Origin of the sequence: uncultured Alloprevotella sp., from assembly GCF_963536905.1 — a bacterium.
GTDB lineage: Bacteria > Bacteroidota > Bacteroidia > Bacteroidales > Bacteroidaceae > Alloprevotella.
Window position 1 is genome coordinate 14,168 of sequence record NZ_CAUTBW010000005.1, and the last position, 13,014, is coordinate 27,181.

Annotated in this window: 8 protein-coding genes; 2 read left to right on the forward strand and 6 right to left on the reverse strand. The window is 49.6% G+C overall.

Going from position 1 to position 13,014, the window contains the following annotated elements; translation table 11 throughout:
• A complete protein-coding gene (locus tag ABLA33_RS01550; protein WP_347718976.1) occupies positions 1-843 on the forward strand; it encodes a hypothetical protein in 843 nt (280 codons plus the stop codon).
• 69 nt (positions 844-912) lie between these two features.
• On the opposite strand, the gene hutI is transcribed toward ABLA33_RS01550, so the two are convergent.
• The 4 genes from hutI to ftcD all read right to left on the reverse strand — a co-directional run bounded on the left by hutI (position 913) and on the right by ftcD (position 7,540).
• Positions 913-2,130: an imidazolonepropionase gene (gene hutI / locus ABLA33_RS01555; protein ID WP_347718977.1), complete on the reverse strand. Its 1,218-nt coding sequence runs from the start codon at positions 2,128-2,130 to the stop codon at positions 913-915.
• Between the two features lies 1 nt (position 2,131).
• A complete protein-coding gene (gene hutH / locus ABLA33_RS01560; RefSeq protein ID WP_347718978.1) occupies positions 2,132-3,643 on the reverse strand; it encodes a histidine ammonia-lyase in 1,512 nt (503 codons plus the stop codon).
• Positions 3,644-3,665: 22 nt separating this feature from the next.
• Positions 3,666-5,675: a urocanate hydratase gene (locus ABLA33_RS01565; RefSeq protein ID WP_347719009.1), complete on the reverse strand. Its 2,010-nt coding sequence runs from the start codon at positions 5,673-5,675 to the stop codon at positions 3,666-3,668.
• 152 nt (positions 5,676-5,827) lie between these two features.
• Positions 5,828-7,540, reverse strand: a complete 1,713-nt coding sequence (gene ftcD / locus ABLA33_RS01570; protein WP_347718979.1) for a glutamate formimidoyltransferase — start codon at positions 7,538-7,540, stop codon at positions 5,828-5,830.
• A 247-nt stretch (positions 7,541-7,787) separates the two neighbouring features.
• Here ftcD and ABLA33_RS01575 point away from each other — a divergent pair, with 247 nt between their 5' ends.
• Positions 7,788-8,627 (forward strand): DNA/RNA non-specific endonuclease, encoded by an 840-nt coding sequence (locus ABLA33_RS01575; protein WP_347718980.1) that lies wholly within the window; start codon positions 7,788-7,790, stop codon positions 8,625-8,627.
• A 92-nt stretch (positions 8,628-8,719) separates the two neighbouring features.
• On the opposite strand, the gene ABLA33_RS01580 is transcribed toward ABLA33_RS01575, so the two are convergent.
• On the reverse strand, positions 8,720-9,061 hold the full coding sequence (locus ABLA33_RS01580) for a hypothetical protein (protein ID WP_347718981.1): 342 nt from the start codon (positions 9,059-9,061) through the stop codon (positions 8,720-8,722).
• 810 nt (positions 9,062-9,871) lie between these two features.
• A complete protein-coding gene (locus ABLA33_RS01585) occupies positions 9,872-12,979 on the reverse strand; it encodes a type I restriction endonuclease subunit R (protein WP_347718982.1) in 3,108 nt (1,035 codons plus the stop codon).
• Positions 12,980-13,014: the final 35 nt, after the last annotated feature.

Genomic DNA, 13,014 nt, shown 5'->3' on the forward strand with positions numbered 1-13,014 from the left:
ATGAAGAAGCACTTAATTTCTACAGGCATCATTTTATTTTTATGCCTATTATTGGGGGGAGTAACGTCTTGTACGGATAAAAAAAAGACAAATAATATTACTACTCAACGTCCCTTAAATATCTCTATCTACATTGACTTGTCTGATAGACTTGTTAGAGATATGCAACCATCACAAGTTAGCCGAGATACAGCTGCTATTGGATATATCATTGATTATTTCAAGAAGCAGACAATGGGGCCTCAAATTCTTCAAAGTAAGAACAGATTAAAAGTGTTCTTCTATCCTGCGCCACACAGTTCTGACATTGCAACTTTGGCTGGGGAATTAGATATAAATATGGCACAACTAAAAGGAGTTGAAAAAAGGAAAAGTCTTGAAAGCATGAAAGCCTTGTTTCAGAAGAACCTTTTACAAATATACAATAGGACTATAGCTGAACACGAATGGATTGGATGTGATATCTGGGATTTTTTTAGTAGTAAGAAGGTTGATGCTCAATGTATTAATAAAAACGCACGAAACATTTTGATAATTCTTACTGATGGCTATCTGTATGCAGCTGATAACAAAATAAAAGAGGGAAATTCATACTCTTATATCCTACCCCAAACTCTCAAAGAAGACGGCTCTTTAATAGTAAGAAGAAAGGGATTAGATAACTTGGAAATAGGTATCTTTGAGATTAATCCTTATTCAAAGAAAGAGGGATATAAGCTTATCCCTACACTTGAGAAATGGTTAAAAAATATGGGGGTTTCTGGAGAGCATCTTGTTGTAGCAGAAACAGATTTACCAGCAAATACCCAAACATTACTTAAGAGTTTTATAGAGAAAGAATAGCATTATTTGTAAATATTGGCATAGTAAACCCCAAAAGTTAGATAAAAACTTTTGGGGTTCATTTCTTCCTTAGAGAATGACTTCTCGGACGGGGTTGGAAGTGTAGGCGTAGGGGAGATAAGCCAGCGAGGGCGCATCGATGAGCTGAAGAGCTGCCCGCTTGCCGCGGGTGATGCTGCCGTGAGTTTGGCTGAGTCCCATAGCGTAGGCCGCGTTGATGGTGGCGGCGTTGATGGCCTCTTCCGGAAGTAGGCGTTGCTTGATGCAAGCCAAGGAGAGGATAAACTTCATGCTGCCCGAAGGCGTTGAACCGGGGTTCCAATCGGTGGCGAGCGCCACGGGGAGGCCTGCATCGATGAGTTTGCGAGCGGGAGCGTAGGGCATATTGAGGAAAAAGGACGTGCCGGGAAGCAGCGTGGGCATGACATCGGACTGCTGAAGGAGCGGAATGGCGCTGTCGGGCATTCGCTCCAGATGGTCGACGGAGAGGGCGTTGTGCTCCACTGCCACGGCGATACCTCCCGAAGCGGCCAACTCTTCGGCGTGAATCTTGGGGCGCAAACCATAGTGAGCACCAGCCTTGAGTATGCGCGCTGTTTCCTCGGGCGTGAAGAAACCTTCGTCGCAGAAAACATCGATGAAGTCGGCCAAACCCTCTCGTCCCACTTCGGGAATCATCTCATTGATGACGAGGTCGACATATTCGCTCTGTCGTCCCTGATAGGCGCGCCCAACGGCGTGTGCACCGAGGAAAGTGGCGCGGATTTCGAGGGCGGACGTTTCCCGCAGGCGGCGGATGACGCGCAACATCTTGAGCTCGTCTGCCGTATTGAGTCCGTAGCCGCTTTTGATTTCTACGCTGCCCGTTCCGCCAGCGCGCATCTCGTTGAGTCGCTGTTGGGCTTGAAGGAAGAGTTCTTCCTCGCTTTGCTCATGTAAGCGGTCGGCCGAATTGAGAATACCTCCACCGCGACGCGCTATTTCCTCATAGCTAAGGCCGCGTATCTTGTCCTCAAATTCTTGTTCGCGACTGCCAGCATACACAATGTGGGTGTGTGGGTCACAATAGCAGGGCATGACAATACCACCCTCGGCGTCTATGGAAGCGTATTCGCCGCCTGCAAGCAGGGGAGAGCAATCCCCGAAGTCCTTTATCAGCCCATCTTCAATCAGTAGCCACGCATTGCGGAGCGTTTGGATGGAGCGCATTTCCTCGCCGACTAATTTTTCTTTACCCGAAGGCAAAATGCCGGCGAGGATGCCAATGTTATGAATCAGAGTTTTCATTTCAGAGAGTAGGGTTGGTGTCGGGCAAAGTCTGGGTTTGGAGGAACTCAACCGACTTGGCAATGTAGGGATACATCACGACATCATCGCTGATAAAGGGAACAACCTGTCGATAGTTCGCCACGAGACGTTCGAGCACGGGCGACGTCTGTTCGGGGCGGCGGAATTCGAGAGCTTGCGCCGCATTGAAGAGTTCGATAGCCAAAACGCGCTCCGTATTGTTCACTACGGTGTAGAGCTTCGTCCCAGCGTTTGCGCCCATACTGACATGGTCTTCTTGTCCCTGTGAGGTTGGAATACTATCGGCAGAAGCCGGCATACACAAACCTTTGCTTTGGCTCACAATGGAGGCTGCCGTGTACTGCGTTATCATGAAACCGCTATTTACTCCTGGATTGGCAACGAGGAAACTGGGCAATCCGCGCGTTCCCGACACCAATTTATAGGTGCGGCGTTCGGAGATATTAGCCAGTTCGGACATGGCCAGCGTCAGGAAGTCCATGGGGAGCGCAATAGGTTCTCCGTGGAAATTTCCGGCGGAGATGATGAGGTCGTCGTCAGGGCAAACGGTCGGGTTGTCCGTGGCGGCGTTGATTTCAGTGTCGAGAACGTGCTCCACATACTGGAGGGTGTCCTTCACCGTTCCGTGTACCTGCGGAATGCAGCGGAACGAATAAGGGTCTTGCACGTGTATTTTGGATTTTTCGATGATCTGACTACCAGCGAGAAGTTGGGAGATGCGAGCCGCCGTATCGAGTTGCCCCTTGTGCGGTCTCACCGCATGAACAGCATGGTAGAACGCTTCTATCCGCCCATTGTAGGCATCAAGCGACAACGCCGCGATGCAATCCGCCCACTGGCTCAGCTGCTTTGCCTTTATGATAGCCCAGCAGCCGAACGCTGCCATGTTCTGCGTACCATTGAGAAGCGCGAGTCCCTCCTTTGAAGCCAAGGCGATGGGTTCCCAATGCTTCAGTTGCAGCAGTTCAGCACCGCTCATCTGCCGTCCCTCAAACTCAACCTCGCCCAAACCCACGAGCGGCAGGCAGAGATGCGCCAGCGGAACGAGGTCGCCCGATGCACCCACCGAACCTTGCATATAGACAACAGGACAAACGCCTGCATTGAAGAAGTCGATGAGACGCTCTACGGTGACCAACTGACAACCGGAATAGCCGTAGCTGAGGGATTGTATCTTGAGGAGAAGCATGATGCGCACAATGTCGCGCGGCACACGGTCGCCACAGCCGCAAGCATGGCTCATCATGAGGTTTATTTGCAATTGGGAGAGTTGGTGCTTACTGATGCTGATGTTGCAGAGTGAGCCGAAGCCCGTTGTAACGCCGTAGATAGGAACTTTCGAACGCGCTATTTTCTCGTCCAAATATTTCCGGCAACGAACAATGCGCTGGCGAGCATCCTCGCTAAGGCGCAACTGATAGTTGTTATATATGATTTCAGCCACTCTCTCTAAGGAGAGATGTTCGGCACTGATTTCGTGAATCTTTTCCATGTTTGTGTTTTTTAGAGTGAGGTTAGAAGAGGGAAGCCGCCTTATCGATGACGGCATCGTCCACAAGGTGCGGCATTGTCACGCGGAGTTGTGGCGTGCGTTCCATTTCGCGACGGATAGCGTCCATCGAACCTTTGTTGCGCGCCCAAGCTCGGCGACTGATACCATTGTTCACATCCCAGAAAAGCATATTGCGAATGTGGCGTGCAGCGTCTTCGCTACCGTCCACCACCATGCCGAAACCGCCGTTGATAACTTCGCCCCAACCTACGCCGCCTCCGTTGTGGATGCTCACCCAGGTGGCACCGCGGAAACTATCGCCAATGACGTTCTGAATAGCCATGTCGGCGCAGAATTGAGAGCCGTCGTAAATGTTGCTTGTTTCGCGGAAGGGAGAGTCTGTTCCCGACACATCGTGATGGTCTCTACCGAGCACCACAGGCCCTCTCAGTTCGCCACGCTTCACGGCTTCATTGAAAGCCAACGCAATCTTCATTCGCCCTTCACTATCGGCGTAGAGAATACGTGCTTGTGAACCCACCACGAGGTGGTTACGCCCCGCTTCTTTAATCCATAAAATGTTATCGTCGAGCTGGTTCTGAATGTCTTCAGGTGCTTCGGCGCGCTCAGCTTCCAGCACTTCTGCAGCCAAGCGGTCGGTCAGTTCAAGATCGCGCGGGTCGCCCGAAGCGCACACCCAGCGGAATGGACCGAAACCATAATCGAAGAACATCGGTCCCATAATGTCTTGAACGTAAGAAGGATAGCGGAAACTGCCGTCTGCTTGCAGAATATCGGCTTCAGCTCGCGAAGCTTGCAGCAAGAAGGCGTTGCCGTAGTCGAAGAAGTACATACCGCGCTCCGTCAGGCGGTTGATGGCGTCCACCTGCCGGCGCAATGATGCGTGTACGCATTTGCGGAATTGCTGCGGATTGTCTGCCATCATCTGCTTGCTCTCCTCCAGCGTCAGCCCTACGGGGTAGTAACCACCCGCCCAAGGATTGTGGAGCGACGTTTGGTCGGAACCTAAGTTCACTTCAATGCCTTCATCCGCCAAACGTTCCCAGAGGTCGACAACATTACCCACATACGCCATAGATACGACACGGCGCTCTTCTACGGCTTTGCGAATGGCGGGGATGAGTTCATCGAGCGAAGTATGAAGCTCGTCTACCCATCCTTGTTCGTGTCGTTTTTCTGCCGCCTTCGGGTTGATTTCGGCCACAACGCTCACCACGCCAGCAATGTTGCCCGCCTTGGGTTGTGCACCACTCATGCCGCCCAGTCCCGATGAGACGAAAAGTGGCATCTTGTCTTTGCCGCCCATCACTCGGCGCGCTGCGTTGAGCACGGTGATAGTCGTACCGTGTACGATGCCCTGCGGACCGATATACATATAGGAGCCAGCCGTCATTTGGCCGTACTGACTCACGCCGAGAGCGTTGCTGCGCTCCCAGTCGTCGGGGCGAGAATAGTTGGGGATTACCATACCGTTTGTCACCACTACGCGCGGCGCATCTCGATGGGAGGGGAAGAGTCCCAGAGGGTGACCGGAATACATCACAAGGGTTTGCTCATCGGTCATCTCACTGAGGTATTTCATCACGAGGCGGTATTGCGCCCAGTTCTGAAAGACAGCACCGTTTCCGCCATAGGTAATCAGTTCGTGAGGGTGTTGAGCCACGCGCGGATCGAGGTTGTTCTGAATCATCAGCATGATAGCCGCCGCTTGCTCCGAGCGATGCGGATATTCATTGATGGGGCGGGCATACATAGCGTACTGCGGACGGTAGCGGTACATATATATGCGTCCGTATTGCTTGAGTTCTTCCGCAAATTCGGGAGCTAACTGTGCGTGCAGTTCCTCTGGAAAATAGCGGAGAGCATTGCGCAGCGCCAAACGTTTCTCCTCGGGTGTGAGGATGTCTTTGCGCTTCGGCGCATGATTGATGTCGGTGTCGTAAGGAGGTAGCTCCGGCAGTTTGGCAGGAATGCCCTGTCGGATGTCAGCCTGGAATTGTTCGAGACTTATAATGTTATCCATGCTTTCTATGTTGTTCGTTGTTAGGGAGTAGAGAGGGGAGAGGAAGCGAGGTTTTCAGCGAGGAACTCCCCGCTTCCGTTTGGGATTATTGAGGAACTTCCGATGTGCTCGATAAGGTGGAAGCACACGGAATCAGCTATTTATTCGTCGCAGATTTTTGCTTCGACGATGGCGGTAATGGCGGCTTCCTCCGCATCGGCTTTGCGAATGAGTTCATCGGCTTCGGCCGTCAGTGCGTCCGCCGTAGCACGATCGTGGAGGGAGGCAGCATTGATTTTCACGTTCAAACCTGCACCGCGCACTGCTGCACGAATTGCCAAGGCCCCTACGCCCGCATCGGAAACACTGTTAGGGTTGCCCGTCTCGGCCATGGCGCGGCAGAGTGCAAAGCCCTCGTAGGATGCCTTCATAGTGCGCAGCGGCACTTGTGTGGCATAGAGTGTGGCTTGCTGAATGGCTTCGGCGCGCAGGCGTTTTTCTTCGTCGTTCCCCTTCGGCATACCGAAAGCGGACATAATGGCGTTGAACGCTTCTGTGTCTTCGTCCACCAACTGGAGGAGTTGCTCCATGAGTTGTTGCCCTTTGTCGGCGTGTGCACTAAATTCTTGCCAGCGTTCGTCCCAGCCCCGCTTGTGGGCAGAGAGGTTCGCCACCATCGTTCCCAATGCAGCGCCCAGCGCACCCATATAGGCCGAAATTGTTCCACCGCCTGGCGCGGGAGATTCTCGTGATGTCTCTTCTGCAAAACCGCGCGCCGTTAAGTCCACTAAGCGTGTCGTGTCGGGTTGCGCCTCCAGCATATATTCTATCACCTTTTCTTCGGGGCGGAAAGGCTTGAGATCGTTCAGCCCCATGGAGCGGATAGCTATTTGCACGATGTCTTTCTCCGGAATACCCGTGGAGCGTTCTTGTCGTTCTAAGAAGTAGCGACCTGCATCGAGGAGCGTTTGTTTCGGAATAAGTCCCACAATCTCCGTTCCCGTTACCCGCACGCCGCGATTCTGTGCGCAGCGACACACTTCCTCGAAGGCGCGGTGGAGAGGGGTAACGCTCAAATCGGTCATATTCATGGACACTTGCGCAATGCCGTATTCATCGATGTACCACCCAATGGCTTTTGTAGCTTTGAGCGTGCCGGGTTGCATGATGGTTTTCCCTTCGGCATCTTTCATAATCTTTCCTGTCAGCGTGTTACCCTCGCGCATCGGTCGTCCTTTTTCTCTCACGTCGAACGCTATGGCGTTGGCGCGGCGCGTGGAGGTCGTGTTGAGGTTGAAATTGACAGCGATGAGGAAATTTCGTGCGCCCACCGCCGTACAGCCTGTGCGTGCCACGCCCTCATCGAAGGGGCGCGCTCCGAAGTCGGGCGCCTTGGCTGCATCACTAAGTTTTTCGGGTAGAGCTTCATATTCTCCTTGGCGGCATACGGCCAGATTTCGGCGTTCAGACTTCAGTGCTGCCGCCTCATAGCAGTAGGTCGGGATGGCCAGTTCTTCCGCCAAGCGTTGTGCCAATTTTCGAGCCAGTTCGGCACACTCTTCCAGCGTGACACCCGCAACGGGGATGAGCGGAAGCACATCGGTAGCTCCCATGCGCGGATGTGCTCCATGATGTTGCCGCATATCGATGAGTTCGGCAGCACGGCGAACGGCTTTAAACGCTGCATCGCAAACGGCTTCGGGTTCGCCCACAAAGGTGATAACGGTGCGGTTCGTGGCCTCGCCCGGATCCACGTCGAGAAGTTTCACACCACGACTTCCGGCAATCACTTGCGCAATGGCATCAATAGTTGCTCGGTTGCGGCCCTCGCTGAAATTGGGGACGCACTCAATGATTCTTTTTCCCTGCTCCATAGTATAAATTGGGGATGTAGTTAGTATCAATTTGTATTCTTGAGGTTGCAAAAACCTTCATTGGCAAATATAAGTCCTTTTCTGATAGGAAGCAAATTTTTTGCTAATAGCTGAAGAATATGAACCCCATCTGCTCCGCCAGTCGAGGGATTTTCGTGTGCAGGAGTTTCGGAAAAAGGGTATAGCTTGAGGAGTGGCTCTGCCAAGAAATCGCTATCTTCGTTCGCAAAATGTTATCTACTAAAGAATGAAACTTACTCGTATCTTAACAGGACAAATTCTCGTTCTCACTGCGTTCGCTCTGAGTTCTTGTCAGTTCGGAGCACCCAAGGGCGCAAAGCTGGTATCGCAAAACGTAGCAACCGAGACGGATTCAGCCACGGCGGTGGACGCTTCGGTGCTCGATTCGCTCTGCGTTGTCGTCACTCCCGATAGTCTCCCCTCTGTTCTCTTGCAGCGGGTGGGCTATACGGTTTCTTACAATCCCGAAATGCGTATCCCCAACTGGGTGGCGTGGCATTTGACGCCCCAACGCCTCGAGGGTGCGGCGTCGCGCAAGGGGCATCCTTTTCAAGCAGATGAGGACATTCTAGCACCGCGTGTAGACACTTATGATTATATGCGTTCTGGCTACGACCGTGGACACATGTGTCCAGCGGCAGACAACAAATGGGATGCTGAAGCCATGCGGGAATCTTTCTTTTTCACCAATATCTGCCCACAAAACCACAATCTCAATGCGGGCGATTGGAACGAAATGGAGATGCAGTGCCGTGCGTGGGCAAAAACGTGGGACGGTATCTATATCGTTTGTGGCCCTTTGCTCTATCGGTGTCAGCACAAAAGGATTGGTGAGCATAAAGTGGTAGTGCCCGAAGCTTTCTTCAAAGTTGTGTTGTGCTTGAAGGGCACTCCCAAAGCTATCGGATTTATTTATAAAAATGAAAAAGGAAATCGCCCGAAAGGGGATTATGTGAATACCATTGACGAAGTGGAACGTCTAACAGGTTTCGATTTCTTTTCCGCTCTTCCCGATAGTTTGGAAAACAAAATTGAAGCCACCGCCAACCTCGAAGATTGGAACTAAACATAAGCGGTAGTTTCTTTTCGTCACTATCTCGCATCAAGATCATAGCTACGTAGAGCACAGCTCACGCCTCCGGCGGAGGCGCACCATGCTTAACCGCGGGTGATGCCCGAGCAGAGCGAGGGTGAACCCGTGGGGATATGGGCTAAGAGACCTCCGACGCCGGCGGCGTCGCACTGCAAGCGTTGAGAGAGTAACAAGAGTGGGTGCTGTGCGACACCTCCGATGTCGGAGGCTTCCCTCTCCACTTCTCCACTTCTCCACGGGTTCGCCTTTTGGGCATCACCCGCGGTTAAGCATGGTGTGTCCCCTCCGGGGACAGTGGGTGCGGGCTGGGAGGTTTCTCTTTTCTCTCCCTCTCCACTTCTCCACTCTCCACTCTCCACTCTCCACTCTCCACTCTCCACTTCTCCACGGGTTCGCCCTTCGGGCATCACCCGCGGTTACGCATGGTGTGTCCCCGCTGGGGACAGTGAGTGGACAATGAGCTTATTTCTTCTCTTACCAAGAAAAACAAACTCTGGGGAGGAATGTGTTTTCTCATAGTTGCAGCCTTATTTGTTGCGCTCAAAAATACAATAAGGGCGTCAGCTGACGCAATAAGGATGTCAGCTGACAGCCTTATTGTATTTTCAAACGCTATAAGGATATTTGTGCAGGGGGGTATCGCATAAACGCCTCTTCTCGAGGATGTGTTGCAGGTGCGCTTCAGAGGCGTCGATGAATGAGACTTCTAAGCGGACAGATTCAATTTTAGCGGTTTCTCTCAGTTTTGGATAGTTGCCCATTCCTGCGAAGAGCAAATGTGGGGTTGAGCAGGTGGGCGGCGCGTCCTTGTGTCTTTTATATAAAAAAAAGGTCCGTCGACGTTGTCTCACGACGACCCCGACGGTACCTTAAGAAATTTTTTGTTATCTATCGATGTTGCAAAGATACAAAACCATAAAAGAACTGTCAACTATCCTTGTACGTTTTTTTGCGATAAAGCAGTGTTTTTATGGTTTGATGGGCGCAAAAAAATGCTGCAACCGCCTTTGTACGGACGTTTCTTGATTTTGTGTGTTTTATAACATAAACGGAAGTTTGCATGCGTGTGTTCAGAAATCGTACTTTTGTAGCCACGAAGAACTTAATCATACGCAAGTGAAACATTGCTAGTTTGTACGATTTGGAACACTCTCTAAAAAAGATACCGTTCACCCCACGAGGTAGAACGGTATCTTTTTTTCCAAAAGGAGAGGAAATCAGAGTTCTCCACCAACCTCTTTGAACTTTTCGATGAAAGCAGCAATCTTTTGGAATACGCTTTCTTTCTTTGTCAAGTATTGTGGATTGAGTGGACTCATCTTAGGGAGAATCGCTTTCAGGTCTGTCCCGTTTTCGCTTGCGAACTTGCGCTTTAATGAAGTCTGAATGTAGCGCTTTGCAGCTTCTACGTTCAAGTTTTCTTCAGATATTAATTTTTCAGCTTCTATCTTCTGTTTCTCTTGTGCATAGGTAAAGAAAGAGGCGATAATATCTGCTTTGTCCTGAATCTGTTCGAGGTCGGTTTCATGAATGAAATCGACGATTAGTCCCTCTTTGGCTCTATTTCCTATACTGCTTCGGATGACTCGGCGAATGTCTTCAATCAGCGCGTCCTTGTCTTTCGTTTTTTTGTTATGTTCAAACACCAGTTCAAGGATATAATCTAAGTCGATTTCTTGTGACTTGAGCAAATCAACCTCAAACACCACATCGTCCCAGTCTATGGTGGTTTCCTCTGATTCTTTCCCTTCTCGTTCGTTTCTGAACCAGTCTCGAATATCGTTGTATGTGGAGCGATAATCTTGTGCCGCGCGCTCTGAAAGCACATCAACCTCCATCATGTCCGTAATGTCTTCATCTGTCAAGAAGCGCTGATCCTGGAATGTCTTGACAGCATCAGGGTTTGTCTTATCGATCTTTTGTAACTCTTTGAGATAGGTGAATTCATCATAGTTTTGTAAGATGTTTTCTATCTTCAAGTAGTCACCAAAGAGTTTTACAAAATCTTTTTTGTCCGCTTCCGTCGTAATCTCATCAGGTTGTGGGAACTGCTCTTTGAGTTCTTTCACAATATCCACATAGCCTTTTTTTGCTTCGCCTGTTTCACTGTCCGTGAAGCCTTTGAGATATTCCTCATAGCTTTTCTCCAGTAGGACGTTCTTTGTGTTTTCGTCGCCAAACAATGTGATGGCGTCTATTGTGGCCTGTTCCATATCTCGGAACGTAACGATATTGCCAAATGTTTTGGTGGCGCCATAGATACGGTTGGTTCGTGAGAAAGCCTGTATCAGTCCGTGATAGCGCAGGTTCTTATCCACAAACAGCGTGTTGAGTGTGGGGGCGTCAAAGCCTGTGAGAAACATTCCTACTACGATGAGGAGATCAACGTCCTGACTCTTCACTCGTTCGGCCAAGTCTTTATAGTAGTTTTGGAAAGTTTTACTGTCCACCCCAAAGCTTGTTCCGAATGTGGCATTGTAGTCGTCTATTGCCTTTTTCAGAAATTCTTTGGCGCTACGGTCCATCGCCGAAGGTTCAAAACCTTCATCTTGAATATCGCCTATGGCATGTTGCTCTTCGTTGGGAGCAAAGGAGAAGATAGTGGCTATTTTTAGTTTTTTCTCATTCTCTTTTTGCAGCTTGTTGAGCTCTTCATAATAGAGTTTGGCTGCCTCAACACTACTCACTGCAAACATGGCGTTGAAGCCCTTTCCGTTTCCTTCGTTTCGATGGGTCTTTATTCGGAAGTTTTGCAAGATGTATTGTGAAACTTCTTTGATTCGGTCGGGGTGGAGCAAGAGTTTTCTGTTCTCCGCCGCTGTCAGTTTGATTTCGTCTTGTTCTGTTTCCAGTGCTTTGAATCGTGGGCGCACATCGTTATAATCCACCTTGAATTTCAGCACTTTCCCGTCGCGAATGGCATGAGTAATAACATAAGAGTGGAGTTCTCGCCCAAAGACATGTGCCGTAGTTTCTTCTCCCAAAGCATTTTCGGGGAAGATGGGCGTTCCTGTGAATCCAAACTGGTAATACCGCTTAAACTTTTTCTTGAGATTCTTCTGTGCTTCACCAAATTGTGAGCGATGGCATTCATCAAAGATAAACACCACCTGCTGCTCATAGACGGGTAGTGCACTTTCGCTCTTCATCAGATTATTCAGTTTCTGAATCGTCGTTACAATAATCTTGTTATCGTCCTTCTCTATGTTCCTCTTTAGTCCTGCCGTACTTTCAGAACCATTTACGCTGTCGGGCGAGAAGTGTTGATATTCCTTAATTGTTTGATTGTCGAGATCTTTACGATCGACAACGAAGAACACTTTGTCGATAAAGTCAAGCTGTGTAGCCAGTCGGGCCGCTTTGAAGCTCGTCAAGGTTTTGCCCGAACCTGTTGTATGCCAAATATAGCCTCTTCCTTCGAGTGTGCTCCATTGTTTTGCTTCGTACGCACTCTTTACTTTCCAAATCAACCTTTCTGTTGCAGCTATTTGGTAGGGGCGCATGATGAGCAACGTGTTGCTGGTGTCGAACACGCAATAGTGGAGAAGTATCTGCAGTAGCGTGTTTTTCTGAAAAAAGGTTGCAGTAAAGTCTTTTAAGTCCTTGATGGGGGTGTTGTCTGATTTTGCCCAGTTCATTGTGAAGTCGAAACTATTTTTGTTTCGTTTCACTGTGTTAGCAAAATAGCGGGTATCTGTTCCGTTGGAAATGACGAAAATCTGCAAGTATTTGTAGAGTGAGCTGTCGCTGTTGAAGCTCTCCTTGCTGTAGCGGTGCACTTGGTTGAAGGCCTCGCGGATGGCTATGCCACGTTTCTTTAGTTCCACTTGCACCATGGGTAATCCATTTACCAAAATGGTTACATCGTAGCGATTGGCTTGTGTTCCAGTTTGCTCAAACTGATTGATTACTTGTACTTTGTTTCGAGTTACATTCTGCTTGTCGACCAGATAAATGTTTTTGATATGTCCGTCGTCGAACACGAAATCATAAAAATGATTATTCTGTATCTTTCGCGTTTTGTCGGTAATGCTATCGTTAGCCCGATCTAAATACTCATCAAGGAAGCGCTGCCATTCAGCATCGGTAAAGACAACATCGTTGAGTGTTTGCAATTGTTTTCTTGCATTTTTCAATAAAGCTTCTGGCGTGATGAGAGAAGGGAGATACTCATACCCTTGATTCTGGAGATCTTCTATCAGTTCGCGTTCGAGAGCTGCCTCACTTTGATAGCTTGTCGGCGCTTCGCAAGCGATAGAGTTTTTGGTGTAGCTGTCGAGAACGATGAAGTTCTTCAATTCTGCAATGGTGCTGTATTGTGTCATTTTTTTGATTTGGTTTTTTCTTGATTTATTGGGGT